This window comes from Aquilutibacter rugosus, from assembly GCF_036541335.1.
Classification (GTDB): Bacteria; Pseudomonadota; Gammaproteobacteria; order Xanthomonadales; family Xanthomonadaceae; genus Aquilutibacter; species Aquilutibacter rugosus.
This window is the reverse complement of the sequence record NZ_JAZHBO010000002.1, coordinates 531,112-556,971: the sequence shown is the minus strand read 5'-3', so window position 1 is coordinate 556,971 and position 25,860 is coordinate 531,112. Positions and strand designations below refer to the sequence as shown.

General features: G+C 59.8%; 20 protein-coding genes, 3 tRNA genes and 2 pseudogenes. 20 read left to right on the top strand and 5 right to left on the bottom strand.

Annotation, left to right across the window (positions count from 1 at the left end; all coding sequences use genetic code 11):
- Positions 1-7: 7 nt before the first annotated feature.
- From infB to galU, 12 genes are all read left to right on the top strand, one after another.
- Positions 8-2,551 carry a translation initiation factor IF-2 gene (gene infB / locus V3390_RS07835; RefSeq protein WP_331704024.1) on the top strand — a complete coding sequence of 848 codons (2,544 nt, stop codon included), beginning with the start codon at positions 8-10 and terminating at the stop codon, positions 2,549-2,551.
- Between the two features lie 23 nt (positions 2,552-2,574).
- Positions 2,575-2,973 carry a 30S ribosome-binding factor RbfA gene (rbfA, locus tag V3390_RS07830; protein WP_331688752.1) on the top strand — a complete coding sequence of 133 codons (399 nt, stop codon included), beginning with the start codon at positions 2,575-2,577 and terminating at the stop codon, positions 2,971-2,973.
- Between the two features lie 10 nt (positions 2,974-2,983).
- Positions 2,984-3,937: a tRNA pseudouridine(55) synthase TruB gene (gene truB, locus V3390_RS07825; RefSeq protein WP_331704023.1), complete on the top strand. Its 954-nt coding sequence runs from the start codon at positions 2,984-2,986 to the stop codon at positions 3,935-3,937.
- 178 nt (positions 3,938-4,115) lie between these two features.
- Positions 4,116-4,376: a 30S ribosomal protein S15 gene (gene rpsO / locus V3390_RS07820; RefSeq protein ID WP_331688750.1), complete on the top strand. Its 261-nt coding sequence runs from the start codon at positions 4,116-4,118 to the stop codon at positions 4,374-4,376.
- A 132-nt stretch (positions 4,377-4,508) separates the two neighbouring features.
- Positions 4,509-6,608: a polyribonucleotide nucleotidyltransferase gene (pnp, locus tag V3390_RS07815; protein WP_331704022.1), complete on the top strand. Its 2,100-nt coding sequence runs from the start codon at positions 4,509-4,511 to the stop codon at positions 6,606-6,608.
- An 85-nt stretch (positions 6,609-6,693) separates the two neighbouring features.
- Positions 6,694-7,308, top strand: coding sequence for a CDP-diacylglycerol--serine O-phosphatidyltransferase (gene pssA / locus V3390_RS07810; RefSeq protein WP_331704021.1), 615 nt, complete (start codon positions 6,694-6,696; stop codon positions 7,306-7,308).
- Between the two features lie 50 nt (positions 7,309-7,358).
- Positions 7,359-8,600 (top strand): poly(R)-hydroxyalkanoic acid synthase subunit PhaE, encoded by a 1,242-nt coding sequence (locus V3390_RS07805; protein ID WP_331704020.1) that lies wholly within the window; start codon positions 7,359-7,361, stop codon positions 8,598-8,600.
- Between the two features lie 18 nt (positions 8,601-8,618).
- Positions 8,619-9,707, top strand: coding sequence for a class III poly(R)-hydroxyalkanoic acid synthase subunit PhaC (gene phaC / locus V3390_RS07800; RefSeq protein ID WP_331704019.1), 1,089 nt, complete (start codon positions 8,619-8,621; stop codon positions 9,705-9,707).
- Between the two features lie 16 nt (positions 9,708-9,723).
- The gene (locus tag V3390_RS07795) at positions 9,724-10,185 is read left to right on the top strand and encodes a hypothetical protein (RefSeq protein WP_331688745.1); all 462 of its coding nucleotides are present in this window, start codon (positions 9,724-9,726) and stop codon (positions 10,183-10,185) included.
- Positions 10,186-10,229: 44 nt separating this feature from the next.
- A tRNA-Leu gene (locus V3390_RS07790) sits at positions 10,230-10,315 on the top strand.
- An 11-nt stretch (positions 10,316-10,326) separates the two neighbouring features.
- Positions 10,327-10,401 (top strand) — tRNA-Val (locus V3390_RS07785).
- A gap of 122 nt (positions 10,402-10,523) precedes the next feature.
- Positions 10,524-11,429, top strand: a complete 906-nt coding sequence (gene galU, locus V3390_RS07780; protein WP_331688744.1) for a UTP--glucose-1-phosphate uridylyltransferase GalU — start codon at positions 10,524-10,526, stop codon at positions 11,427-11,429.
- 57 nt (positions 11,430-11,486) lie between these two features.
- Here the strand turns inward: galU and V3390_RS07775 are convergent, their stop codons facing one another.
- Entirely contained in the window at positions 11,487-11,765 is a 279-nt protein-coding gene (locus tag V3390_RS07775) for a polyhydroxyalkanoic acid system family protein (RefSeq protein WP_331704018.1), read from the bottom strand.
- 61 nt (positions 11,766-11,826) lie between these two features.
- Here V3390_RS07775 and V3390_RS07770 point away from each other — a divergent pair, with 61 nt between their 5' ends.
- Genes V3390_RS07770 through aroA form a run of 3 tightly spaced genes read left to right on the top strand, consistent with a single transcriptional unit; the run spans position 11,827 to position 15,076 of the window.
- A complete protein-coding gene (locus V3390_RS07770; protein WP_331704017.1) occupies positions 11,827-12,651 on the top strand; it encodes a hypothetical protein in 825 nt (274 codons plus the stop codon).
- Positions 12,652-12,675: 24 nt separating this feature from the next.
- Complete coding sequence (serC, locus tag V3390_RS07765) at positions 12,676-13,764, top strand: 3-phosphoserine/phosphohydroxythreonine transaminase (RefSeq protein WP_331688741.1); 1,089 nt, start codon at positions 12,676-12,678, stop codon at positions 13,762-13,764.
- A complete protein-coding gene (gene aroA, locus V3390_RS07760) occupies positions 13,757-15,076 on the top strand; it encodes a 3-phosphoshikimate 1-carboxyvinyltransferase (protein WP_331704016.1) in 1,320 nt (439 codons plus the stop codon). The genes serC and aroA overlap by 8 nt, the downstream gene beginning before the upstream one ends.
- Here aroA and V3390_RS07755 read toward each other — a convergent pair.
- Entirely contained in the window at positions 15,063-15,767 is a 705-nt protein-coding gene (locus tag V3390_RS07755) for an energy transducer TonB (RefSeq protein ID WP_331704015.1), read from the bottom strand. The two genes, aroA and V3390_RS07755, sit on opposite strands and share 14 nt — an antisense overlap.
- A gap of 72 nt (positions 15,768-15,839) precedes the next feature.
- Here V3390_RS07755 and serS point away from each other — a divergent pair, with 72 nt between their 5' ends.
- The 3 genes and pseudogenes from serS (at position 15,840) to V3390_RS07740 (ending at position 18,165) form a co-directional block, all read left to right on the top strand.
- Entirely contained in the window at positions 15,840-17,129 is a 1,290-nt protein-coding gene (gene serS / locus V3390_RS07750) for a serine--tRNA ligase (protein WP_331704014.1), read from the top strand.
- Between the two features lie 2 nt (positions 17,130-17,131).
- Positions 17,132-18,004 (top strand): annotated as a pseudogene (locus V3390_RS07745) (LysR substrate-binding domain-containing protein); the annotation flags it as partial.
- A 71-nt stretch (positions 18,005-18,075) separates the two neighbouring features.
- Positions 18,076-18,165 (top strand) — tRNA-Ser (locus V3390_RS07740).
- Between the two features lie 64 nt (positions 18,166-18,229).
- Here the strand turns inward: V3390_RS07740 and V3390_RS07735 are convergent.
- The 3 genes and pseudogenes from V3390_RS07735 to V3390_RS07725 form a co-directional block, all read right to left on the bottom strand.
- Positions 18,230-19,951 (bottom strand): pseudouridine synthase, encoded by a 1,722-nt coding sequence (locus V3390_RS07735; RefSeq protein ID WP_331704013.1) that lies wholly within the window; start codon positions 19,949-19,951, stop codon positions 18,230-18,232.
- A 40-nt stretch (positions 19,952-19,991) separates the two neighbouring features.
- Positions 19,992-20,693, bottom strand: a pseudogene (gene scpB, locus V3390_RS07730) (SMC-Scp complex subunit ScpB); the annotation flags it as partial.
- Between the two features lie 143 nt (positions 20,694-20,836).
- A complete protein-coding gene (locus tag V3390_RS07725) occupies positions 20,837-21,853 on the bottom strand; it encodes a segregation and condensation protein A (RefSeq protein WP_425493047.1) in 1,017 nt (338 codons plus the stop codon).
- A gap of 74 nt (positions 21,854-21,927) precedes the next feature.
- On the opposite strand from V3390_RS07725, the gene V3390_RS07720 reads away from it, so the two are divergent.
- Entirely contained in the window at positions 21,928-22,227 is a 300-nt protein-coding gene (locus V3390_RS07720; protein ID WP_331688734.1) for a YciI family protein, read from the top strand.
- 109 nt (positions 22,228-22,336) lie between these two features.
- Positions 22,337-25,840 carry a chromosome segregation protein SMC gene (smc, locus tag V3390_RS07715; protein WP_331704012.1) on the top strand — a complete coding sequence of 1,168 codons (3,504 nt, stop codon included), beginning with the start codon at positions 22,337-22,339 and terminating at the stop codon, positions 25,838-25,840.
- Positions 25,841-25,860 lie beyond the last annotated feature (20 nt).

The following is a 25,860-nucleotide window of genomic DNA, read 5'->3' as shown; positions in this document are numbered from 1 at the left end:
CCGTCAAATGACACAAAACAACTCCATCGCCAAACTGGCGGAACAAATGCGGATGACGCCGCAAAAGCTGCTTGAGCAGCTCAATGCGGCCGGTATGCGCTTTGACAGTGCCGATCAGACCATTACCAGTGCCGAAAAGGCCAAGCTGCTGTCGCACCTGCGCGCAGCGCATGGCGGGTCCGAGGCCAAAGAGCGCCGTCCGATTTCTCTGAAATCCGGAGTTGGCGCTACCGGTACGGTCAAGACCGGCGCCGGTCGCACCGGCGGTGCCCCGGTCCAGGTTCGCGTCAAGCGCAAGATTGAACTGCCGGCTTCGTCCGGTGGTCGAATGAGCGTTGAGGATGAACGCGCCGACGCCTTGCGTAAGCTCGAGGAATCGCGTCGCCGCAACGAAGAGGAACAACGCAGCCTGCTAGAAAAGGATCGTCTGGCCAAGGAAGAGCGCGAACGTGCTCAGCGCGAAGCCGCCGAAGCGGCTGCCGCTGCAGAAGCTGCGCGCCTCGAAACCGAGCGCCGCTCCGCCGAAGCACCTGCACATCCTGCCGCCCCCGCTGCTGCAGATACGCCACGCCGCGAAGAGCGTCCGGCGGCTGCACGTCCCGAAGCGGCGCGTCCTGCCGGTGCCCGTCGACCCGACGACCGTCTGCACCTGCGCGGTGATCGCGATGCGCGTCAGCGCCGCTCTGCCGGTCCCGCGCGCGGTCGTAACGATTCGCGCGGCTCCAAGGGACGTCGTCCGGAACAGTCGCGTACCGGTGATGCCCGTAATGCCTTCCAGCAACCTACAGCTCCGATCGTTCGCGAAGTCGCTATCGGCGAAACGATCAGTGTTGCCGAACTGGCGCAAAAGCTGGCCCTTAAGGGTGGCGAAGTCGTCAAGGCTCTGATGAAGCTGGGCGTCATGGTGACTGTGACGCAAACCATCGATCACGACACTGCGGTACTTGTGACCGAAGAACTCGGCCACAAGGCCGTAGCCGCCGATGCGAGCACCGTCGAAGACGCACTGATGGCGCACATCGCCGCCGGTGATCAGGGCGAGGCGCAACCGCGTCCGCCGGTCGTGACCATCATGGGTCACGTCGATCACGGTAAGACCTCGTTGCTGGATTACATTCGTCGCACCAAGGTCGTCTCCGGCGAAGCCGGTGGCATTACGCAGCATATCGGTGCGTACCACGTCGAAACCGAAAGTGGCGTGATCAGCTTCCTGGATACCCCGGGCCACGCCGCGTTCTCGCAAATGCGTGCGCGTGGCGCACAGCTGACCGACATTGTCGTGCTGGTGGTGGCTGCCGATGACGGCGTCAAGCCCCAGACCAAAGAGGCTGTGCAACACGCCAAGTCCGCTAAGGTGCCGCTGATTATTGCCATCAATAAGATGGATAAGGCCGATGCCGACCCGATGCGCGTCAAGAGCGAACTGCTGGCCGAGGAAGTCGTGGCTGAGGAGTTCGGTGGCGATACGCAATTCGTTGAAATCTCCGCCAAGCAAGGCACCAACATTGATGCCCTGCTGGATGCGATCTCGCTGCAGGCCGAAGTGCTGGAGCTCAAGGCTGTCCGTGACGGTCGTGCCTCGGGTGTCGTGATTGAATCCTCGCTGGATAAGGGCCGTGGTCCTGTGGCTACCGTGCTCGTGCACGAAGGCACTCTGAAGCGCGGTGACTATCTTGTCTGCGGTGTGCAGTATGGCCGCGTGCGCGCGCTGACCGATGAAAACGGCCAGCAGGTGCAGGAAGCGACGCCGTCGATTCCGGTCCAGGTGCTCGGCTTGTCCGGCGTTCCCGATGCCGGTGATGACTTCGTGGTGGTAAGTGATGAACGTCTGGCCAAGGATGTTGCTCAGCAACGTGATGCCAAACGTCGTGAATCGCGACTGGCCAAGTCGTCTAACCGCATGGAAGACATTCTGGCTCAAATGGGTTCTGCCGATCAGCAGACGCTGAATCTGGTGGTCAAGGCGGACGTTCAAGGTTCGGTGCAGGCTCTGCGCGAATCCCTGACCGCACTGTCCACCGATGCCATCCGCATCAACGTGGTCGGTTCGGGCGTCGGCGGTATCACCGAATCCGATGCAACGCTGGCATCCACCTCCAAGGCCACCATCATCGGCTTTAACGTGCGTGCCGATGCATCGGCACGTCGCATCATCGAAACCAACGGCGTCGACCTGCGTTACTTCTCGATCATCTATGACGTGATCGATCAGGTGAAGCAAGTCGCCAGCGGTCTGCTGGGCATGGAAATCCGCGAGGAAATCATCGGTATCGCCGAAGTGCGCGATGTCTTCCGCAGCTCCAAGTTCGGTGCCGTCGCCGGTTGTATGGTGGTCGAAGGTACGGTCAAGAGCAGCAAGCCGATTCGCGTGCTGCGCGACAACACCGTGGTCTTCGAAGGCGAACTCGAATCGCTGCGTCGCTTCAAGGAGAACGTCGATGAGGTCAAGAGCGGTACCGAATGCGGTATCGGCGTTAAGGCCTACAACGACGTCCAGCCGGGCGATCAAATCGAGTGCTTCGAGCGCATCGAAATTGCGCGTACGCTGTAAGCCAGTAACCGGAGATTGCCGTCATGTCTACTAAATCGTTTCATCGGACCGACCGCGTTTCCGCCCAGCTCCGCAGGGAGCTGGGTCAACTGGTGCATTCGGCCGTTCGCGAGAACGGATGGCCGAGCATCAGTGTCTCCGACGTCGAACTGACGCGCGACATGGCGCACGCCAAGGTGTTCTTTACCGCGCTGCAAAGTGAGCGTGCGGCAGAGGCACTCAAGGCGCTGACTGAAAACGCCAAGGAGATCCGCCGCGAACTGGCCCACGCCATGAAGCTGCGCCACGTTCCCGAGCTGCATTTCCATTACGACCGTTCTCTCGACGAGGGCGAGCATATCGATCGCCTGCTGCGTTCACTGCCGTCGGCTGCAGCTGACGATAGCGAAGAGGGTCAGGGCAGCGACTCCTCCGCTGACTGATCGAAAGGCAATGGGTCACGAAAAACGGCCGCGCGTCACGCTGCGGCCTTTGCATGGCATCGTGCTGCTGGACAAGGCCTCGGGTCCTAGCTCCAACACCGCGCTCCAGCAAGTCCGATTTGCAGTTCGCGCCGAAAAAGGCGGGCACACCGGTGCTCTCGATCCTCTGGCCAGCGGTATGTTGCCGTTGTGCTTCGGCGAGGCCAGTAAAGTCGCCGGCTATCTGCTCGGCAACAACAAGACCTACGAAGTGACCGCCAAACTCGGGCAGGTCACCGATACGGACGATTCCGAAGGCGAAGTGATCCGCGAGCGGCCGGTCGTGCCTTCGGACCGTGCAACTTTGGAACGTCTGTGTCTGAACCTGACCGGTGAGATCGAACAACGCGCGCCCATTTACTCGGCGCTGAAGCAGGGCGGGGAACCGCTGTATGCCAAGGCCCGTCGGGGCGAGTCGGTCGAGGCGCCGGTTCGCACCGTTCAAGTGCACGACATTGAGATCCTGGAACTGACGGACGCGGGCTTTCGACTGCGCGTTTCCTGCGGTTCCGGTACTTATATTCGCTCCATCGTTCGCGATCTTGGCGAGGAGCTGGGCTGTGGCGCTCATGTGACGCAATTACGCCGCCTGCACGTCGAGCCGTTCGAACAGCGCCGGATGTGGACACTCGAAGAGATTCGCGAGCTCGCCGAGGCGGACCGTCTGGAGGAGATCCTGCTGCCGATCGAAGAGGCGCTGCCGGCGGAACAATGGCCCCGGCTGAAGCTGAACGGGCAGCAGGTCGAGGCGTTGAGTCATGGCAAGCGGATCACGCCGGAACTCGGTGCTACGCAGGCCGCAGGGCCGCACCTGGCGCTTGCAGTCGATGGCACCGCGGTCGGCTTGGTCGAAGTCCGCGAGGACGGAACCGTAGCTGCTAAGCGACTGTTTTCCTGGGTCTCGCGCTCGGACCTGCATCAGTAACAGATTGTTATTACCGACTTGTTGCAGTGCGAGAATGGGCGTATAATACGGCACGTCGGCAACTAACCGACAATATCGCTGGCCTCGGGCAATCCCCGATGCCTTTTTTGTTTTAGGCGATTCAGGCGGTACCCCGCAAAGTCAGGGTGTCTGCCGGATCCGCGTCAAGGAATCCAATATGTCTATCGACACCGCAAAAATCATCGAAGAATTCGCGCGCGGCGCAAACGACACCGGTTCGCCGGAAGTGCAAGTCGCTCTGCTGACCGCCCGCATCAACCATCTGACGGGTCACTTCAAGGAACACAAGCACGATCACCATTCGCGCCGTGGCCTGCTGATGATGGTTAACAGTCGCCGTAGCCTGCTTGACTATCTCAAGCGCAAGGATGCCGACCGTTACAAGGTTCTGATCGAAAAGCTCGGTCTGCGCCGCTAAGCAATACAAGAAACCGCGGACCCGCAACGGCCCGCGGTTTTTCCGTTACACGTAGTACCCGCCGCGTAAGCGGCACACCGGTCGGACAGGGGTCCGCCGGATCATCCAGCAAAAATCAGCAAGGAAAACACAGTGGCAAAGATTACCAAGACCTTCCAGTACGGCCGTCATCAGGTCACCATCGAGACCGGTGAAATCGCCCGTCAGGCAAGTGGCGCCGTTATGGTCACCATGGACGATACCGTCGTCCTCGTATCCGCCGTTGCAGCCAAGTCGGCACGCGAAGGTCAGGATTTCTTTCCACTGACTGTTGACTACCAGGAAAAGTTCTACGCCGGTGGCCGTATCCCGGGTGGCTTCTTCAAGCGCGAAGGCCGCGCCACTGAAAAGGAAACTCTGATCTCGCGTCTGATCGACCGTCCGATCCGTCCGCTGTTCCCGGAAGACTACAAGAATGAAGTGCAGATCATCGCTACGACGATCTCGCTGAACCCTGAGGTCGACGGCGACATTCCGGCACTGCTTGGTGCCTCGGCTGCGCTGGCTCTGGCCGGTACGCCGTTCCAAGGTCCGATTGGTGCTGCCAAGATCGGTTACCGCGACGGCGCGTACATCCTGAACCCGACCATCACCGAACTGCAAAGCAGCGATCTGGAACTGGTGGTTGCCGGTACCGAATCGGCCGTGCTGATGGTTGAATCCGAAGCCAACCTGCTGTCCGAAGACGTGATGCTGGGTGCCGTGATGTTCGGTCACCGCGAAATGCAAGCTGCGATCAAGGCCATCAACGAACTCGTTGCCGAGGCCGGTGCTCCGACTTCGACCTGGGTTGCCCCGGAACGCAACACCTCGCTGATTGATGCCGTCAAGACTGCTGCCGGTTCGGCCATGTCCGAAGCCTTCCGCATTGTTGACAAGCATCAGCGTCGTGACGCCCTGGCACTGGCCAAGGCAAATGCGGCTGCTGCGCTCGAAGACAGCAAGGCCGCTAACGGCTGGCTGGACGCCGATATCGCCAAGGAACTGGGCGAGCTCGAATACCGCACCATGCGTGACAGCGTGCTCGACAGCAAGATCCGTATTGACGGCCGCGCACTGGACACCGTGCGTCCGATCACCTCGCGCGTCGGCGTGCTGCCGCGTACTCACGGTTCGGCACTGTTTACCCGCGGTGAAACGCAAGCTCTGGTTGTGGCCACACTGGGTACTGCCCGTGACGGTCAGATCATTGATGCAGTCAGCGGTGAGTACAAGGAACACTTCCTGTTCCATTACAACTTCCCTCCGTACTCGGTCGGTGAAACCGGTCGCTTCGGTGCACCTAAGCGTCGCGAAATCGGCCACGGCCGTCTCGCCAAGCGCGGTGTGCTGGCTGTGATGCCTTCGATGGAAGAATTCCCGTATACCGTCCGCGTGGTGTCGGAAATCACGGAATCCAACGGTTCCTCGTCGATGGCTTCGGTCTGCGGTTCGTCGCTGGCACTGATGGACGCCGGTGTACCGATGAAGGCACCGGTTGCCGGTATCGCCATGGGTCTGGTCAAGGAAGGCGATAACTTCGTCGTTCTGAGCGACATTCTAGGTGACGAAGATCACCTGGGCGACATGGACTTTAAGGTTGCCGGTACCACCGAAGGCATCTCGGCACTGCAGATGGATATCAAGATCCAGGGCATCACCGAGGAGATCATGAAGGCTGCGCTGGCACAGGCCAAGGCCGGTCGTCTGCACATCCTCGGTGAAATGGCTTCGGCCCTGACCACCCCGCGCGGTGAGCTGAGCGAGTTTGCTCCGCGTCTGCTGACCATCAAGATTCACCCGGACAAGATCCGCGAAGTGATCGGCAAGGGCGGTTCGACCATCCAGGCTATCACCAAGGAAACCAACACCCAGATCGATATCCAGGATGACGGCACCATCGTGATCGCCTCGGTTAACGCCAAGGCTGCCGAAGATGCCAAGACCCGCATCGAGCAGATCACCTCCGATGTCGAGCCGGGCCGCATCTACGAAGGCAAGGTCGCCAAGATCATGGACTTCGGTGCATTCGTGACCATCCTGCCGGGCAAAGACGGTCTGGTGCACGTGTCGCAAATCTCCAACGAACGCGTCGAAAAGGTCTCGGACAAACTCAAGGAAGGCGATATCGTCAAGGTCAAGGTGCTCGAAGTGGACAAGCAAGGCCGTATCCGCCTGTCCATGAAGGACCTGGAACCGCAAGTCGAAGCCTAAGGTTTCCACTTCGATTCAAAGTTACGACGGACCCCCTCGGGGGTCCGTTTTTGTTTGTGTCGGAAATGATTGTTATCCTGATGCAATGAAAAAACACTTCAGCATGATTCGCGGGTTCCATCTCGCCGACTGGTTCACACTGGCCAACGCGTTCTGCGGCACCGGCGCGATTTTTGCGGCCATGCGGTTTCTGCAGGAGGGTGTTCATTCCGATCTGATGATCGGCATGGCGCTGATCCCGTTGGCATTCATCTTTGATGTGTTCGACGGCTATGTGGCGCGCTGGCGCAATAGCGCGTCGGTTCTGGGGCGCGAGCTCGATTCGCTGGCCGATGTCATCTCGTTCGGTGTAGCTCCGGCCGCCTTGGCCTATGCCTGCGGTATGCAGGGTGGCTGGGACTGGGCTGTGCTGTCGTACTTTGTCTGTTGCGGTGTAAGCCGACTGGCCCGTTTCAACGTCACTGCCGAACAGCTGACCGGCGACAAGGGCAAAGTGAAATATTTCGAAGGCACCCCGATTCCTTCAAGTCTGGTCCTGGTGATCATTCTGTTCGTGGCGCTGCAGCGCGGTGACATCGGCACGCAACTTTGGGGTGGCATGGTGCAGTTAGGCCCATGGCAACTGCATCCGTTGGTATTGCTCTACGCCCTGTCGGGTTCGCTGATGATCAGCAAGACCCTGCACATACCCAAGCCATAAGACCGCACTAACGGCCTTTCATTTTCTGCTTCCGCATCCGGAGTTCATCCATGTCCAATTCCAACCCTTTTGGCAATTTCGATCCGGCGCAGTGGATGGATCAGGCCGGTGATGCCTGGCAGCAATGGCAGGAACAGTACGCGCAATGGGCCCGTATGACCGGCTCGCCCGCCGCGGCCGGTAATCCGTTTGCGGGTTTCGCCCCCTCGCCGTTCGGTGCATCGGCATTCGGCGGCGCCTCGCCTTTCGGTGCTTCGCCATTTGGCGGCGCGATGCCGGGTGGCTTTGGAACGGGCGCCGGCATGCCGTTCGGTTTTGGCGCGGCGTTCGCACCGCGTGACCCCTTGCAGGATGCAATGCGTCAGTTCAGCGGGCAAGGCGCGCAGTGGCTGGCCGGCCTGCAGCAAATGGCTTCGGAGTTTCTGGACAAGGCGCCCGATGCAAAGGCCATTCGCGCGCAATGGCAGCAATGGCTGGAGCAGGCCGGTGGCGATGGCTTCAACCGCATGTTCTCTGCTATGCAGCAGTTCAATCATCAGGACTTTTCCGTCTGGTTGAACCAGGTGCAGCCGGTGCTCGATTGGATGCGTGCGCAAGCGGGTGGATCAGGCGATATGCCGGCCTTCGGTTTCATGCGGGAGCACCAGGAGCGTTGGCAGCAACTGGCGCGTTTTGTGCAGGAATACCGCGACGCCGCGGCGCAGTTCAGTACCTTGCTTGGAACCGTGAATACTGACGCGCTCGATCGCTTTGAAGCGGCACTGGAGACCCGTCGGGAGCAGGGCAATGTGATTGAGTCCACACGCGCTCTGTTCGATGTATGGGTCGACGCTGCAGAGGCCGCATTCGAAGAAGCTGCCCTTGGCGACGAATACCGGGCCGCCTACGGGGATCTGGTGAATACGCAAATGCGCGTGCGACTGGCAGTGCAGTCGGAGATCGAACGTGCAACGGCCGCGTTCGGAATTCCCGGTCGCACTGAGATCGATGCGGCATACCGCAAACTGACGATACTCGAGCGCGAAGTGCGCCAATTGAAAGATGCCTTGCGCCAGTCCGGCGAACCGATCGCGGCACCGACGGTCACGGCCGTGAAAAAAGCAACGCGCAAAGTCGCAAAGAAGCCGACAAAGACGGCGAAAAAGAAGCCGACAAAGACGGCGACAAAGAAGGTGGCGAAGAATGTCGCAACGAAAGTCGCAAAGAAAAGCGTAGTTAAAAGGGTCGCCAAGAAGGCCGCAAAGAAAACGGTCAGTAAGAAGGCCGCTGTACGCAAGACGACCCGCCGATAAGCACGGAGCGAACAGATCATGACGGATTCCAACGACCACGCCGCTGCTTCGCCGATTCATTTCACTCCCGAGTCGCTGGCCAATGAGTTCCGCCAGGTGGGGGCCAAGCTGGGCGCAGCCGCCGAGACCTTCGCCAAGATGGATGAAGTGCATTACGGCGCGACCGAACGCGAAGAGATTTGGCGTGACGGCAAAGTGGTGCTGTATCGGTTCAAGGGTGACAAGCCCTCGCGCTCCAAGGTGCCGCTGCTGATTAGCTATGCGCTGGTCAATCGTCCCTACATGGTCGATCTTCAAAGCGATAAGTCCATCGTGCGCGGCCTGCTTGAACGCGGCGAAGATATCTATGTAATTGACTGGGGTTATGCCGATCGTTCCGATCGGTATCTGGAACTGCAGGATTACATCGTCAGGTATCTTGGCGGTGCGGTCGATGCCCTGCGCGAACGCAGTGGTCAGGATCGCATCAATCTGCTGGGCATCTGCCAAGGCGGTGTGTTCAGTCTCTGCTATACCTCGCTGTTCCCGCACAAGATCCGCAATCTCATCACCATGGTCACGCCGGTGGACTTTCACACGCGCGACAACATGCTGTCCAACTGGACTCGTGGCGTCGATGCCGATTTGCTGGTCAACGCCGTGGGTAATGTCTCGGCAGATATGATGAATTTCACCTACCTGACGCTCAAACCCTGGCGTCTGTTCGTGCAGAAATATGTCGGCATGGTCGATATTCTCGATAATCCGCGCGCCATGGAAGATTTCCTGCGCATGGAAAAATGGATCTTTGATTCACCGGATCAGGCCGGCGAAGCCTTCCGCGAATTCACCACTGAGTTTTTCCAGGGCAACGGTCTAGTCAACGGCACGGCTACGGTTGGCGGTCAGTCCATCGACCTGATGCGTGTGCAATGTCCGGTCTACAACATCTATGCCGAGCAGGATCACCTGGTTCCGCCCGAGGCGTCAAAGGCGCTCGGTGGTCTGATCGGTTCAGAGGATTATTCCGAAATGTCGTTTCGCGGTGGCCACATCGGCATTTACGTGTCATCGCGTGCACAGCGCGACGTGCCGGAGAATATCCATCAGTGGCTCGCTGCGCGCTAAGGTCTCACGCGCTCTGATGCTATATCTGCGATGGCTGTGGTTGGCTCTGGGCGTGCTGTGGACCTTGCCCAACACGCTGGTCGGCCTAATGGCGGGCGCGGCGGCGATGGCTCAAGGCGCGCACTGGCATTGGCGTCGAGCCGACATGGCGCTGGTGTTTCATGGCGTGCCGTGGGGGCCGGGTGGGGCGCTTACCTTAGGTAACGTCATCCTCTATACCGGTTCCGACCTGGATTCGCCGTGCCTGACCTATGCGCACCGTGCGGGCAAAGGCGAGGAGCCCGCGATTCTGCTCTCGGCACACGAGCGTGCGCATGTCTTTCAGTACATGGCGTTAGGCCCACTGTTTCTGCCACTGTACTTTATGCATGGAGGTGTGCACTGGACTAACCGGTTTGAGCGCGCTGCCGATGTGTACGCCATTACCGGTCAGGGCTGGTGGCCCTGGTCGAAGGCGCTACACTGGCCCGACCTCTGACTTGCGTATTCAGGTCAGTCCTGATAGAATCGTTCGTCCGATTTGCCGGTGTGGCGGAATGGTAGACGCGGTGGACTCAAAATCCACTGGCAGAGATGTCGTGTAGGTTCGAGTCCTATCGCCGGTACCAAATCGGAACATGCTCGGTTAGCTCAGCGGTAGAGCACTGCCTTCACACGGCAGGTGTCGCAAGTTCGATCCTTGCACCGAGCACCAGATTCATGGCCCCTGCCGTAAGGCGGGGGCTTTTTTGTTGAGTAAATTTCGTCCCGTTGCGTGAGGGATGTGTCATAGGCCATCCCGTACAATGTGATGAACGAATCGTCGCATGGAGCGATATGAGCAAGACGCAACGTATCCGCAAGGCCGTATTCCCCGTCGCCGGACTGGGCACCCGCTTTTTGCCGGCCACCAAGACCGTGCCCAAAGAGATGATGCCGATTGTCGACAAGCCGCTGATTCAGTATGCGGTCGATGAGGCCATTGAGGCCGGTTGCGACACGCTGATCTTCGTCACCAACCGCTACAAGCATGCGGTCGCCGATTACTTTGATAAAGCCTACGAACTGGAGCAAAAGCTGGAACGTTCGGGCAAGCTCAAGCAGCTGGAGCTGGTGCGTGAGGTGTTGCCGTCCGGTGTGCGCGCCGTGTTTGTGACGCAGGCAGAAGCGCTGGGGCTAGGGCATGCTGTGCTGTGCGCCAAACCGATTGTGGGTAACGAGCCATTTGCGGTGATGCTGCCCGATGACCTGATCTGGAACCGTGGCGGTGCCGGTGCGCTCGCGCAAATGGCGGATATCGCCGAGCGCGATGGCAGCTCCGTGATTGCGGTCGAAGACGTACCGCAGGAAATGACCGGTAGCTACGGCATTGTCGATGTGCCGAAGTTCGCGGATCGGTTCGGACGGATTCAGGCCATAGTCGAAAAGCCCAAGCCGGAGGTGGCGCCGAGCCGACTGGCCGTGGTTGGCCGCTACATTCTGGACCCCAAGATTTTTGACTTGCTGGAGTCGCAGGAGCCGGGCGCCGGTGGCGAGATTCAACTGACCGATGCGATTGCGCGCTTGCTGGTGGACCATCCGGTGCTGGCGTATCGCTTTCTGGGTACGCGCTTTGACTGCGGTTCGCATCTGGGTCTGATCGAAGCGACAATCCGGTTTGCGCTTGACCACGAAGCGTTGACCGATGGTGCCCGCGACGCCATGATTCGCGCGCTTAATGAGCTGGGCGTGCGCGAGCACTAACCGATCGGCAGCCAACAAAGGAAACGCCGGCGCGATGCCGGCGTTTCTATTTGGTATTTAGGCGCCGAGCTGTTCCTGGAGCACGCGACGAATCTCGGATTCGATCGGGCCCTTCATCAGGCCGTAAATCATGCCCAATTCGGCCACCACATGGACGCGACCCGGAAGCAGACGGATCTCGCCTTCAACACCGCCGTCTTTAAATTGCAGCGTTTCGTCTGCCCATTGTGTGTTGGCACCAAAGCGCGATCGGAGTTTTTCGGTCAGTGTGTCGACGGCAGCGCGCACGGCTTCGGGTTGCAGAGAATGGGTTTGTTCGATTGAAATCTGACTCATGCGCAAAGCAATGGAGAAACGGGCTTCATATTATCGGTGATGGCGTGTTAAATTGCGGGAAGTGAGCACTTTACAGCTGCAATTTCGTGATTCCAATCTGACCGATCAGGCGGTGGCCGTGACCGAGGTCGGGTTGCGACTTTCCGGCGATCCCGATCAGGGCGGCCAAGGCCTTCGTCTGATTAATGAGGAGTCGGCGACTGCCACCATCAAACTCACAGCGGACACCTTTGGTTGCTGGCTGCATGTGTATGCGGGTCGTAATGCCGTGCACCTGAACGGGCGACCCGTGCAGCGTCTGGCCTGGGTTCGCCCCGGCGATCGACTGTTTGTCGATGGCCAATCGGCATATCTGACCGGTGAGGTTGGGGGGCGCGAGCCCGAGGGCGAGAGTGCATCCGAGACGGGCTTGCCTTCGTTTGCGTTACGCGGATTGAGCGGTGACTACTACGGCCAGTCCATCCCGGTGACGTCGGTGATGTCAATCGGTTCGCATGCACAGGCCGATGTGCGCGTGGGTCTGCATGCGGGAGTGGCAGCAGAATTTGCTACAGCGGAGCCGACAGCAAACGGACTGCGGATTCGTGCAGCAGCCGATGTCGAGAGTCGCATCAACGGACTGCTTCGCCCCGAGGCCATTCTTGAAGCGGGCGATCAGTGGCAATTGGCGGGCAAGCATCGCTTTGTGCTCGAGTCCCCGGACTTTGTCGTGTTGCACCGCCCGGAAGATTGGGATGCTGAGCTCGAATTGCAGCGACTGGATGCTCTGGAATATGAGCGGCAGCAGGGGCAACGCAAGCTGGTGGTTCGTCTCGCCTGGCTCGTCGGCAGTTGTGCATTGATCTCGGCGCTGGTGACTGCGCTGATTCTTTACGCTCCGCGCTAAGCACCGATCAGGAAACCAATTTACATGCAAACAAAGCCCTGGAATTTCAGTGCCGGTCCATCGATGCTGCCGCCGTCGGTGCTGCGGCAGGCGCAACGCGAACTGCTGGACTGGAACGGTCAGGGTGCATCGGTTATGGAGCTCAGTCACCGCGGCGCGCCGTTTATGGAGCTGGCGCGCGGCATTGAATCCGACTTACGCACCTTGCTGGCGATTCCCGATAATTATCGGGTTCTGTTTACCGCCGGTGGCGCGACCACCATTCAGGCATTGCTGGCGCTCAACTTTGCGGCACCTAATCAGCGTGCGGATTACGTGGTGTCAGGCCATTGGAGTCAGACCGCACTGAAGCAGGCGCGTCCTTATGTCAATGTGCAGATCGCCGCGCAGCCGGCGCCGTTCGACCGCTCGCCCGATCCGGCCGAATGGACTTGGAGCCGGGACTCGGCCTTCGTGCATTACACCGCCAACGAGACGATACACGGCATTGCACAGCGAGAAGTGCCGATTCTTCCGGCTGACGCGCCGCCGCTGATAGCCGATGCGTCCTCGAGCATTGCATCGGAGCCGATGGCGATTGAACGCCTTGGTGCCATCTATGCGGGGGCGCAAAAGAATCTCGGCCCGGTCGGTATCTCCGTGCTGATCGTGCGCAATGATCTGCTCGAGCGCGAGGGCCAGCCGCGCGCGGATATTTTTCGCTATGCGTTGCAGGCAGAACGCGATTCGATGCTCAACACACCGCCGACGTTTAACTGGTATCTGCTGGGTCTGACTGTCCGTTGGATGCTGGAGCAGGGCGGTACGCGGGCATTCCGTGAACGCAATGAGCGCAAGGCACACACCCTTTACGAAGTAATTGACGGTTCCGACGGCTTCTATCGCAATAACGTGCAGCCCGATTCCCGATCGATCATGAATGTACCGTTCTTTTTGCCGAGCGCGGACCTGGACGCACTGTTCGTGCAGGAAAGTCAGCGCCTGGGCTTTATCGGCCTGAAGGGGCATAAGGCGATCGGTGGCATTCGGGCTTCGATCTACAATGCGATGCCGCAGGAAGGTGTGGATGCATTGGCGGAGCTGATGACAGATTTCAAGCGACGTCATGGCTGAGTCATCCTGGTCGTTCGCGGGCACTGAGCCGGCGCCCCTGCTAGGGTCGCTGCGAATCCCCGGCGACAAATCCGTGTCACACCGCGCTGTCATGCTTGGGTCGATCGCTCAGGGCACCACTGAAATTCACGGTTTCCTGCCTGCCGCCGACACGTTGGCTACGCTACGGATCTTTGAGCAGCTCGGCGTGAATGTTGTGCGCGGCGAAACGGATCAGTTGCTGGTGCAAGGGGTTGGTCTGCATGGCTTAAAGCCTCCGACAGGCCCTTTGGATTGCGGCAACGCCGGTACCGCTATGCGTCTGCTGGCAGGATTGTTGGCCGGACAATCATTCGATACGAGCCTCGTTGGTGATGAGTCTTTGTCCGTGCGACCGATGCAGAGAATCATCGATCCTCTGACGCGGATGGGTGCTCGCATTGAGAGCGAGTCGGGACTGGCGCCCTTGCACATCGTCGGTGGACGAGTGCTAAGCGGCATTGATATTCAACCCGAGCAGGCGAGTGCGCAGGTCAAGTCAGCGATTCTGCTTGCGGGTCTGTATGCGAGCGAACCGACAACGGTGCGCGAGCTGCGACCGACACGCGACTATACCGAGCGCATGTTGTTGCGCATGGGCTGCGATGTCCGTATCGAGTCGGACCTGATCGTTCTGCAGCCGCCGCAGCAGTTGGCGGCGCAAGTCTGGGATGTGCCGGCCGATTTTTCATCTGCGGCGTTCTGGCTGGTGGCCGCCAGTCTGATCCCGGGCTCGGATCTCGTGTTGCAGTCGGTCGGCATTAGTGAACGTCGTGCCGGTCTGTTGCGCGTTCTGCGTTTGATGGGCGCCGATATCGAGGTGCTGAATACCCGCGATCAGGGTCTGGATGTCGTCGCAGACTTGCGTGTGCGCGCCGTCAAGCTGCACGGCATCGAGGTGCCGATTGACTGCGTGCCTGACATGATCGATGAGTTTCCGATTCTGTTTGTTGCAGCGGCCTGTGCAAGTGGCGTCACTACGATTCGCGGTGCTGCGGAGTTGCGCCACAAAGAGTCCGATCGGTTGCAGGTAATGGCCGATGCCTTAAGCGCAATGGGTGTCAAGGTACAGACCACCAACGATGGTGCACGAATCGAAGGCGGCTTGAGCTTACACGCAGCGGCGATTGCATCCCATGGCGATCATCGGATTGCCATGTCGCTGGCGATGCTCAACTGGGCGCGCGCATTGCCCGGTACGGTGTTGAACGTCGAGAATGTCGGGACCTCGTATCCCGAGTTTGCCGAGCAATTACTGCAACGGCAGGCGCCGCTGCAGATCAGTCGAGCGTAAATTCAACCGAGACGATGGCGTCGCTCTGGACGGGCTGGCCATCGCGAATGGCCGGCTTGAACTTCCAGTCGCGTACGGCGGCTACGGCAGCACGGTCTAATGATCGGGAGCGTGAGGTGACTTCGAGCTTGGATTCGATGACATTGCCTTGCGCGTCCACGGTTGCGCGCACCTTGGCTGCACCTTGTTCCTGACGACGATAGGCATCGGCCGGATATTCGGGTGAAGGCGACTGATCGGCCAACACCTGCGCCTGGGAATTGACGACGGCCGGCTTGGGTGCGGCGGGAGCGGTTGGTGACGCTATCGGGCCCGGTTCAGGAGCGCGAGGCGCCGGGGCCGTGGGCTTGGGATCATTGATGATGAACGGCTGGTTGCCGCTCAGCAGACCGCCTAGGCCCTCAGCTGGGTCGGCGGTAGTGACCTCAGGCGCCTCGTCACCCGGGACGGGCAGGGGCGCATAGCCGGGACCGTCAGCCGCAGGGGCGACGCCATTGGCACGATAAAAATCGGCATCATTGCCGCGAAAGATCAGAAACGCTGCAACGGCAATCCCGACTGCAATCCCGGCCAGCGCCCAAGGCCACAGGCGACTCCTACGTGGCAACTGCGGCTGATGTTCCGGATCGCGGTTGATAGGACGGGAAACGGTCGGCATGGCAACGGGTACAGAAGTGATACGAATGACCACAATAGCGGATTCCGTGGCCCGTTTCGATAGAAATTGCGATAATGAGGGTTCGCATTCATCGATCCTTATTCCATGCTTGATCCCAATCTGCTGCGCCAACAACTTCCGGAAACAGCCGCCCGTCTACTGCAGGCACGCGGGCTGCAATTGGATATCTCCGCGCTGGAATCACTGGAATCGGAGCGAAAATCCATTCAGGTGCGTACGCAGGAGTTACAGAATCTGCGCAATACGCGTTCCAAGGCCATTGGCATGGCCAAAGCCAAGGGTGAAGATGTCAGCGCGTTAATGGCAGAGGTGGCCGGCTTTGCCGATGAACTCAAGGAGATGGAATCACGTCTCGAAGTGATTCGCACTGCACAATCCGATGCCGCACTGCAGATCCCGAATCTTCCCGATGTCGATGTGCCTTTGGGCGAGGATGAAAACGACAACGTCGAGATCAACCGCTGGGGCGAGCCACGCAGATTTGATTTTGAGATCAAGGATCATGTGGACTTGGGTCTGCGCGATCGCGCACTGGATGCCGAAACCGCAGCCAAGTTGAGCGGCTCCCGTTTTACCGTGTTGCGCGGTGAACTGGCGCGTTTGCATCGTGCGCTGGCACAGTTCATGCTCGATATCCATTCGGTCACGCACGGCTACACCGAGGTCAACGTTCCGCTGATCGTCAATCCGGAAACCATGCAGGGCACCGGTCAGTTGCCGAAGTTCGAGGACGATCTGTTCTCACTTCAAATCGGTGAGCACAAGCGCTACCTGATCCCCACCAGCGAGGTGCCGCTGACCAATATCGTGCGCGATGAAATTGTCGATGCCTCGCAGCTGCCCTTGCGCATGACCGCGCATTCCATGTGCTTCCGGGCCGAAGCCGGATCGGGCGGCCGCGACGTCCGCGGCATGATTCGCCAGCATCAGTTCGAGAAGGTGGAGCTGGTCTCCATTGCACTGCCTTCGCAAAGTGATGACGAGCTGGAACGCATGACCCGCGCGGCCGAAACCGTGTTGGAGAAACTGGGTTTGCCGTATCGTCGCATGCTGCTGTGCACGGGCGACATGGGTTTTGCTGCCGCCAAGACTTACGATCTCGAAGTGTGGCTGCCTTCGCAAGGCATGTATCGCGAGATCTCGTCCTGCTCGAATTGCCGTGATTTCCAGGCGCGTCGTCTGCAGGCCCGTTTCCGCAACGAGTCCGGCAAGCCGGAACTGCTGCACACGTTGAACGGTTCGGGTACGGCCGTGGGCCGCGCGCTCGTTGCAGTTCTGGAGAATTATCAGAATGCCGATGGCAGCGTGACGGTACCGGCGGTGCTGGTGCCGTATATGGGCGGTACCACTGAAATACTTAGTGCAGGCGAATAAACATGCGTGATCTCAACGATCTGCAGTACTTTGCCCTGGTCGTTGAGCACGGTGGTTATGCGGCGGCAGAACGTGCCAGCGGCATTTCCAAGTCGCGCCTGAGCCGTCGTGTTGCCGATCTCGAAGAGCAACTCGGCGTCCGTCTGATTCAGCGCAGTACCCGTCGCTTTGCGGTGACAGAAGTCGGAAACGATGTCTACCGTCAGGCCCGAGGCATTCTGGATCAGGCGCAGGAATTGCGTGATCGAGTCGAGCAGGTGATCTCTGCTCCGCGCGGTGTCGTGCGCATGTCGGTGCCTTCAAGCATTGCGCAAGTGCATCTAAGCGAACTGCTGCCTAAATTCCGTGCGGAGTATCCCGATATTCGTGTCGTTCTGCAGGTGACTAATCGTCGCGTTGATCTCATCAACGAGCAGTTGGACATTGCTATGCGCGTGCGTAGCCGCATCGAAGGCGATGCCGATTTTGTGGTGCGTGAGTTCGGTACGACGCGTGAGCTGCTGGTTGCCAGTCCTGAATATCTCGCCACAGCGCCTGCACTGAATACTCCCGAAGATCTGCAGCAGCACGCCACACTAGTGAACAGTGCCGATGAGACCCAGCATCAGTGGGAACTGCACGGTCCCGGGCAGGAGGTTCGTCGCATTCCGCTAAAGCCGGTGATTGCCGGTTCTGATTTTTCGATGTTGCTGCGGCTCGCGGTGAACGGCGCCGGCGTCACGATGTTGCCGGAAACCGTATGTCATCAGCATGTGCGTGATAAAGAGTTGCGCATTGTTTTACCTGACTGGAATCTGCCGCAGGGTATTGCCCACATGGTGTATCCCTCGCGCCGTGGAGTGTTGCCGGCGGTGCGTGCCATGATTGATTTCCTTGCACGCGAAATGCCGTTGTTATGGGCACAACAGCGCGTTGACTGCGGGGAGTGACGCTATAATATCCGCACGGAAGCGTGGCCGAGCGGTTTAAGGCACCGGTCTTGAAAACCGACGTAGGGGAGACCCTACCGTGAGTTCGAATCTCACCGCTTCCGCCACATAAAGAAACGCCCGGCTTTTGGCCGGGCGTCTTTTTTGCGAAGGCACTAATGGAACGGGCGCTTAGCGATTGCCCCACGGGCTGCTACCGCCGCCGCTGCTGCCACCGCCGCTACCGCGCGGACCGCGTGGGCCGCCCTTGTTGCCGCCGGGGCCGCGATTGCCACCGGGCTTGCGCGGACCACCCGGGCCACCCGGACCACGATTGCCACCGGGACCACCCGGGCCGCGATTGCCGGCACGAGCGGGGCCGCGCGGCGAAGCCGGGCGATCACCGTAACCGCTGTAGTTGCCACCATTGGCGTAATCCGACGGGAAGGTCGGTGCGTTGCCGGGATGGCCGTAAGGCATGCGATCACGGGTAGGTCCGCGCGATTCACCTTGACCGCCTTCCGCACGCGGATTGAAACCGCCAGCGCGACGACCGCCGCCCGGACCGCCCTTGGCACCTTGGCCGCCCGGACCGCCGGTGCGGCTACGCGGGCCGCCGGCACCTGCACCGGGACCACGACGGGCGCCTGCACCCGGGCCACCACGACCTGCATCGCCACGCGGAGCTCCGCGACCGGCATCACCACGTGGTCCACCCCGACCGGCGTTACCGCCACCCGGGCCACCGCGGCTCGGACGTGCGCCGGTATCGACACCTTCCGGCACATACCAGGAACGGAATGCTGCGGGGCTGCCATCGGGCAGATTCGGGCCTTTTTCGCGACGTTGCTTAAAGGGGCGGTCGGATTGACGCGCTGCGGCCTCGCCGGAAACGGTCAGACCGCCGGCACCACCGGCCGGGCCACCACGCTTGCCGCCGCGTCCGCCGCGACGATCATCGCGGAACGAATCAAAACGACGCAGTTCGTTGGCTTCTTCAGCATTGCCCTGGCGACGCGATTCACTCGGATCCAGACGAATCACGCTCTTGGTGGCGCGACGTTGGCCGATCACCGGTTGCAGTGTCAGAGCCGATGGCAGCGAATCCGCCAGACCCAGCGATTCACGCAGGTCTTTCACGATTTCGGGAGCCACTTCGGTGCTGTGACCGCGGCGCAGTTCGCGCGGCAGGGTCAGCTTTCCGTAACGGACGCGCTTTAGGCGGCTGACTTGGCAACCTTGCGATTCCCACAGACGGCGAACTTCGCGGTTGCGACCTTCGCTCACGGTGACTTGGAACCAGTCGTGCGATTCGGTTTCGGCTTCGCCAATGCGTTCGACGCGATCGAACTTGGCCGGACCGTCATCCAGTGAGACGCCACGACGCAGGCGGTCAACAATGTTCTCGCCCACGTGATCCATTCCCTCAGGGGCACGGACACGGCAGACATATTCCCGTTCGACTTCGTACGAAGGATGCATCAGGGCGTTGGCCAGTTCACCATCGGTGGTGAGCAGCAGCAAACCGGTCGTGTTGATGTCCAGACGGCCGATCGCAATCCAGCGCGCACCTTTCAGTGACGGCAGATTTTCGAAGATGGTGGGGCGACCTTCGGGATCTTCGCGCGTTGTGACTTCGCCTTCGGGCTTGTTGTACATCAGCAGGCGAGTGGGCTCGATCAGTTGCGAGCAGACGAACTGACGGCCGTCGAGTTCAATCTTGTCGCCACTCTGGACGGACATGCCGGTCTGTGCCGTTTCACCATTGACCTTGAGCAGGCCATCGGCAATGCGCTGTTCCAGCGCGCGACGGGAACCCAGTCCGGCCTGTGCCAGCACTTTGTGTAAGCGTTCTTCAAGCTTGGCGGACGGATCCTTGGGCTTGAGCGAGAGTTTTTTAGTTTGTTCAGTCATTTTCTTTAGTGTCCGGCGACTCGACGTCGTGGGTAGTCATTTCGATTTCGGTGTCAGGCGATTGAGAGTCGCTCTGCGTGAGTTCGGCTGCGGGCGATTCGGAGTCGCTCGCTGCAAGTTCGGGTTCAGAGGAGTCGGCAGCCGCTTGAACCTGTGCAGCGGCAGCGGCATCGAGTGCTTGCTCGATGTCCATGTTGAGCTGCGGCTGCAGCTCGGCAAAGTCCTTGATCTCGCTCAATGGCGGCAGTTCATCCAGCCGCTTGAGACCAAAGTAATCCAGGAAGGTTTTTGTGGTGCCGAGCAGAGCAGGGCGACCGGGTACATCACGGTGACCGATCACGCGAATCCAATCGCGTTCTTCGAGTGCCCGGATGATGTTCGAATTGACCGCCACACCACGAATCTGTTCAATTTCGCCGCGGGTGATCGGTTGACGATAGGCAATTAGAGCCAGCGTCTCGAGAGTAACGCGGGTGTACTTGGTCTGACGCTCAGTCCAAAGGCGCGAGACCCACGGATGCACATCGCGTTTGACCTGAAAACGCCAGCCGCTTGCGACCTCGAGCAGTTCGATACCGCGATCCTGGCATTGTTCCTGCAAGGTATCGAGTGCGCCCAGCAAGCGGTCTTTGCCCGGTTGCTGATCGAGCGGAAACAGACTATTAAGATGTGCCACAGTCAGCGGAGAGTTCGAGGCCATCAGGGCGCCCTCGACGATGCGTACTAACAGCTCGTCACTGATGTCACCTTGCGGCACCACAGTGGGGGCATTCGAACCGTTATCGATCAGCTCGGCCGAGCTCTCGGCGGCGGTCGTTTGGGGTTCGGCAGTTTCGGTCATGGACATGAAATCAGATGCGTATTGTGAATCGGTGATGCCGATGCCTAAGCGCCAGCGGGTTCATCGTCGAACTCGCTATGGAGTTCCAAGGTGTCGCTATCGATCCGGGACAACGACTTAACGTAAATCGGTGCCAGCGGTGCTTCCTGGACGATGTCGATCAGTTGTTCTTTTGCTAATGTCAGCAAGCTCAGAAGCGTCACCACGATGCCGAGTTTGCCTTCGTCGGCGGTAAACAAGGACTCAAAGCGATGGAACGCGCCGTCATGCAGGCGCTCGAGCAGATCGGTCATGCGCTGACGAACGCTCAAGGTTTCGCGTTTGATGGCATGTTCCGTGAACAGCTCGGCACGCTTGAGGACATCTTGCAGAGCCAGTAGCAGCTCTTTGAGATCGACCTCGGGCGGTTCCTGCACCGTGGTCCGTTTGGGCATGGCGACCTGAACTACCGCGCTGTCACGATCCAGACGGGGAATCTTGTCGAGATCCTCGGCGGCGGTCTTGTAACGCTCATACTCCTGCAGACGGCGGACCAGCTCGGCGCGAGGATCTTCCTCATCGCCATCTTCGGTCACGACCCGCGGTAGCAGCATGCGCGATTTGATCTCGGCCAACATGGCGGCCATTAGCAGGTAATCCGCTGCGAGCTCGAATCGCAAATCCTGCAAGGTACGGATGTAGGCCACGTACTGCTGGGTTATTTCAAACACCGGAATATCGAGAATATCGAGATTCTGGCGGCGGATCAGATACAGCAACAGATCCAGTGGGCCCTCAAACGCATCGAGAATGATCTCCAGCGCATCGGGTGGAATGTACAAATCCTGCGGAATTTGCAGGACCGGTTGGCCGAGCACCATTGCCAACGGCATTTCCTGCTGCTGGGGTGTTCGTTTAGCGTCCGTCCGATCGGAAGCGGCCGTTACAGTTTCGGCAGCTGTCTGATCGTCAGCGTCAGCAAGTTGATTCAAAGGGCAGGCACTCGATAAGCCCGCTTTGGCAGGGCCCCTGGTAATCGGCGGGCGCCGCAAAGCTCCATAAGTCGGGGAAGATGCGGCCAGACTGGCATTGGTCCGGCAGGCATAACCGTAGTCAATGGTACTGTAATCCCTTCGTTAACTCAAGAGACTTGCCTATGTGGTACATCCTCGAGGGCCGCTATGGCTCGGACATTGATGCCAAGCGTGCCGCGGCCCGCCCCGCCCATCTGGCCCGACTGGAATCACTAATGGAGGAGGGAAGGCTACTTGCCGCAGGTCCGATCCCCGCAATTGACGCAGAAGACCCAGGCCCTGCCGGTTTCCTCGGATCGCTCATCGTGGCGGAGTTTGCCGACCAGGCCTCGGCCGAAGCGTGGCTAGCCCAGGATCCGTATCAGGAACAAGGCGTTTATTCCGAACTCTCGGTCCGTCCGTTCCGCAAAGTGCTGCCGTAGTCTGGTGAGCTATACTTTTTGGTCCTGCATCCGAAGGGTGCAGTCCCTCATTTAATAGCTTCCTGTCGGGGTCTGATCTCGGCACGTGGCTCGATCCGGTTTCTGCTGCATGCGACTTTCCACCATCAAATTGTCGGGTTTCAAATCGTTTGTCGACCCGACGACTCTTAATCTGCCTTCGAACCTGACGGGCGTTGTCGGTCCCAACGGTTGTGGCAAGTCCAACATTATTGACGCCGTCCGCTGGGTCATGGGTGAGAGTTCGGCAAGTCGCCTTCGCGGTGAATCCCTGACCGACGTGATCTTTGCCGGCTCCACCGCCCGCAAGCCTGTTAATCAGGCCATGGTGGAACTGATCTTCGACAACTCGGATCATTCAATTACCGGCCAGTACGGCGCGTTCGATGAAATCTCGGTCAAGCGGACCGTGAGCCTCGACGGCAACAGCAACTACTACCTCAACGGCAGTAAGTGCCGTCGCCGCGACATTACCGATCTGTTCCTCGGAACCGGTCTGGGTCCGCGCAGCTATTCCATCATTGAGCAGGGAATGATCTCCAATATCATTCTCGCCAAGCCCGAGGAATTGCGCGTCTATCTCGAAGAGGCTGCGGGCATCTCCAAGTACAAGGAGCGCCGTCGCGAAACCGAGACGCGCATTCGCCACACCAAGGAAAATCTCGAGCGCCTGAGCGATTTGCGCGATGAGGTCGGCAAGCAACTCGAGCATCTGAAGCGTCAGGCCCGACAGGCCGAACAGTACAAGGCCCTGCAGGAGCAGCGTCGCGTTACCGATGCACAGCACAAGGCACTGGAACATCGCGCTGTTGATCAGCGTCTTGCGAGCCAACGCGAAAAGCTGGCCGCCGATGAGACGCGACTTGAGCAGACCATTGCGCAGATGCGTGAAGCGGAACGCGAGATCGAAACGCACCGCACCTTGCGCGATGAGGCGACTGCCGACCTGAATACCCGTCAGGCAGCCAGCTACGAAGTGAGCGGCAATCTGGCACGCATTGAACAGCAGATCGAGCACCAGCGCGAGCTCGGCGAGCGATTGAATCGAGCTCATGCCGATGCGGCTGCGCAATTGGCAGAACTGGTCAGTCACGTCGGTTCCGATCAGGCGCGTCTGGATGCGCTGTCCGGCATGATTGCCGAGGATGAGCCGCAACTGGAATCGCTGCGCACGGCCGATGGCCCACTGCAGGAGGCCCAGAAAGCTTCGGAAACTGCAGTGCAGGAATGGCAGGCCGCTTGGGATGCCCAGAACAAGGCCGCTGCCGAAGCCACCCGGGCTGCCGACGTCGAACGTACCGCCATCGAGCATTTGGAGCGTCAGGCTCTGGATGCCGAGCGTCGCCAACAGCGTCTGCAGGAAGAACGGACTCAGTTCGATCTGGAAGCACTCGCCGCAGCGCTTTCTGAGCTGAAAGAGAAACACACCGCACAACTGGCATTGAGCGAATCTCAGGCCGGTGAGGTGGAAAGCCGTCGTAGCGTCGTTGCCGGCTTGCAGGAGGCCCAACGCGAACTGCTGGAGCGCCTGCATCACACGCGTCAGACCAATCAGTCGGCGCGCGGTCGTCTGGCATCGTTAGAGACACTGCAGGCAGCTGCTTTGGGTCAGGATGCCGAAGCCGCCATGCGCTGGATCCGCAAGCACGGGTTGAATGATGCCAAACGCGTCGGCGAACGCATTCGTGTGGACGAAGGCTTTGAGAGTCCGGTGGAATTGGCGCTCGGTCCGTTGCTCGAAGGCGTCCTGCTGGAATCGCCGCAGGACTTGCTGTCGGCTCTGGGTGAGCTAACCGATGCCGGCCTGGCACTGGTGGATTCTGCGCAGCACGATCGCACAGTGCCCGCGACCAGTCTCGCCGCACGAGTGCAGGGTCCGTGGGCCATTCGCCAAGTCCTGTCGCGCGTACATTTCGCTGAAACTATTGCCGATGCGCAACAGTTGCGCACGCAACTCGCTGCAGACGAACTGGTCATCACGCGTGACGGCGTCCGTCTGGGGGATGGCTGGGTTGGCGTCCTGCCGGCCGGTGCCGCACGACAAGGTGCGCTGGTTCGTGAGCGCGAGATCCAAACCTTGCGGGCCGACATTGAAAAGCTCACGGTTGATGAGCGTGAGCTCGAAGCCCGTATCGACGAGGGCAAGCAAAACCTGCTGCGCGCCGAACAGGAACGCGAAGAAGTTCAACGTCAGTTGCACGCTGCGCATCGACTGGCGTCCGAACTGGGTGGCCAGCTGCAAAGTCAGCAGGGACGCATCGATTCGGCGACCAATCGCATCAGCAACATCGAAAAGGAGCTGCAGCAGTCGCAGGATATTCAACGTTCCGCGCAGGACAAGACGCGCGAAGCACGCTCACGTCAGGAAGTGGCAGTCCAGAAGATGGCTACCCTCAATGACGAGCGTCAGGCGCTGGAATCCCAACGTCAGGACTTGCTGCAACGTCGTGATGCCGCCCGTGCCGCCGCTCGCGAATCCCGCGATCGCATGCATGCCTTAGCGCTGAAGGTCGAAGGCAGCCGAGCCCAGATGCAAGGCCTGGTGCAGACCCTTGAGCGCATGTCCGGACAACGGGGTCAGCTCGATTCGCGCTTGGCGGAGCTCACCAGTCAGTTGTCCTCCGGCGATTCGCCGCTGGCCGGTCTCGAAGCGCAGAAGCAGGCATTACTCGATCAGCGAGTTGCTGCCGAGCGGAATTTGGCCCAGGCACGCGCCAAGCTCGAGGGACTGGACCACGATCTGCGCCGCTTCGAACAGACTAGGCAGCAGCGCAACGATCAGTCGCTGCAGCAGCGCGAACAGATCGCCAATGCCCGTCTCCAGCAGCAAGCTTCAGTTCTGAAGATCGAACAGCTGCTCGAAGAGATCACCAAGGCCGGTTTCGACTTTGCCGACGTCGCCGCGCAACTGACCGATGACATGGATGCAACTCGCTGGGGTCAGACGGTCATCGAACTCGATGCCAAGCTGCGCCGCCTGGAGCCGGTCAATCTGGCTGCAATCCAGGAGCTGGCCGAAGCGGAGCAGCGCAAGGTTTATCTGGATTCGCAGAACGATGACCTGACGGCTGCGCTTGAAACGCTCGAAGATGCCATCCGCAAGATCGATCGCGAAACGCGCGGTCGTTTCAAGGACACGTTCGATCGCGTCAACTCCGGACTACAGGAGCTGTATCCGCGTCTGTTTGGTGGCGGGCATGCCTACCTTGAGCTGACCGGAGAAGACCTGCTGGATACCGGCGTGGCCATCATGGCCCGTCCGCCGGGCAAGCGCGTCTCCAATATCTCGCTGCTGTCCGGCGGCGAAAAAGCAATGACTGCGGTTGCGCTGGTGTTTGCAATCTTCCGCCTGAATCCGGCGCCGTTCTGTCTGCTCGACGAGGTGGACGCGCCACTGGACGAAGCCAACGTTGGCCGCCTGGCCGCGATGGTGGCGGAAATGAGCGAAGCGGTCCAATTCCTGTTTGTGACCCACAACAAGGCCACAATGGAAGCCGCGCAACAACTCGCAGGTGTGACCATGCGCGAACCGGGTGTCAGCCGACTGGTCTCGGTCGATTTGGCCGAAGCTACCCGTCTGGCTGGTGTAGCATAAGATGGTTCGTCGCACGAAAG